Source organism: Mycobacterium kyogaense, from assembly GCF_003254575.1.
GTDB classification, from domain to species: Bacteria; Actinomycetota; Actinomycetes; order Mycobacteriales; family Mycobacteriaceae; genus Mycobacterium; species Mycobacterium kyogaense.
The window spans coordinates 1-2,035 of record NZ_QJUA01000093.1 but is presented as its reverse complement, the minus strand read 5'-3'; the positions used below and the strand labels follow the sequence as shown (position 1 = coordinate 2,035).

General features: G+C 71.7%; 1 pseudogene. It reads right to left on the bottom strand.

Annotated elements, in window-relative coordinates:
• Window positions 1-2,035: pseudogene (locus tag DMB80_RS28305) on the bottom strand (PE family protein); the annotation flags it as partial.

Below are 2,035 nucleotides of genomic sequence, written 5' to 3'. Positions count from 1 at the left end.
CCGCCGGCCCCTCCAGTTGCACCGACCGCGTTTTGCCCCGAGGTGGCGTTGTAGATGAACGCGTCACCACCGCTTCCGCCGGTGCCGCCAACACCGCCGGTTCCGCCGATAGTGCCAGAGGCGGTGCCGGTGCCGCCGCTTCCGCCGACCCCGGCGACGGCTTGGCCCAGCCCGAAGTTGTAGGAGGTTCCTCCAGAACCGCCGGAGCCACCGCGAGTGCCTTGGGCTCCGTTTCCTCCTGCCCCTCCAGTCGCCGTCGCGGTTGAGGAACTGTTGTTGAGCCCCGGGCTGGGGATCCTGACGTTGCCATACCCGTCGATGTAGCCGTTACCGCCGACAACGGCGAAACCGCCGCCGCCGCCGCTTCCGCCCTCGGCACTGGTGTTGCTGCCGCCCGCGCCCCCCTTCCCGCCGGTGGCGTTTCCACTTCCATGGTTGTAGGCCGCGCCGCCGGAGCCACCGCTGCCTCCGGTGCGCCCGGTTCCGCCGGCGCCGCCGTAGACATTGCCAGTGCCGTAGGTGGTCGCGCTGCCGCCGGAACCGCCGGAACCGCCGCTGCTACCGGTGCCGCCGGACCCGCCGGCCGCGCCAACGACATCCCGGTTTGACGCGCCGTTTGTGATGAACCCGCTGCCCCCGTTGCCGCCGCTTCCGCCTCCGATGGTGCCGTTGCCGCCCGCGCCGCCGTTGCCCGCAGTCACCCCGCCGTAACCGGCATTCTCGGCGTGTCCACCATTTCCGCCGGTGCCACCTGTGCCGTTCGTGCCGGCACCACCGGTTCCGCCGGCGCCTGCGATTGCACTGTGGGTGGAGCCCGCGTTGTAGACGGCGGCATTACCGCCGTTGCCGCCGACGCCGCCGTACCGACCTGCCCCGCCGGTGCGTCCAGCACCGCCAATTGCGTTGCCTGTGCCATAGGTGGTGGCGCTGCCGCCGCTCCCTCCGGCGCCACCGATGATGCCGCCGGTTCCACCGACGCCGCCCGCTGAACCGATCGCATCTTGGGCGGACGTGCTGCTGGTCACAATTGCACTGCCGCCCGTTCCTCCAGCACCGCCCATATAGCTGCCAGCGCCTCCGGTGCCCCCGGCACCCGGCGTGACGCTTCCGCTTCCGCCCGTAGAAGCGGTGCCTCCGGTACCTCCGGAACCGCCGACCTCACCCCCGCCTCCACTGCCGCCGGCAGCGCCGACGACGTTGTGATCGGAGGTGCTGGCGATGCTTGCACTGCCGCCCATTCCACCGGCCCCTCCGACGTTTACGCCGAAACCGCCGCTGCCCCCGACACCCGGGGTGACGTAACCGCTTCCCGCAGTCGTGGCCGACCCGCCGGTACCGCCTGCACCACCGGTTGCAGTGGTTCCCTCAGGGCCGCCGTTGCCTCGGCCGCCCTGACCACCCACTGCACCGATGGCATTGCCGGTGCCCGTCGTGTAGGCGTTGCCTGCGTCACCGCCCCTACCTCCGGCGGACTGCCAGTAACCCGACCAGGACGCGCCGATCCAGACGTCGGCGGTGCCGTCGCCGCCCTTCGCGCCAGCAGTCGCCGCGACGTTGACGCTTGAGGCGGTGTTATAGACGGAGGCGCTGCCGCTGGCACCCGCGTCGCCGCCGTATCCATTCGTTCCGGTGCCGCCCGCCCCACCTACGCCGCCGGTAGCGGAACCACTGCCAAAGGTGAGCGCGCTGCCACCCATTCCGCCGACCCCGCCGTTGTTACCGGTGCTGCCGGCCCGCCCGGCCGCACCGGTCGCATTGCCGGAACCGTAAGTCGTGGCGTTGCCGCCTTTTCCGCCTGCACCGGTGCCGCCGTAGCCCGGCCGTACTGCGCCGCCCGCACCCGCGAGCCCGCCGGCAGCACCAACCACGTTGCGAGAAGAGGTGCTGTTGTAGACGAAGGCGTCGCCGCCTGCTCCGCCCGCACCGCCGGAAGAGCTTCCGACACCGCCGTTGCCACCGAGGCCGGCGCTTGCTGCTCCCAGGCCATAGTTATAAGCGGCACCGCCCGCACCGCCCGCACCGCCCGCACCGCCTG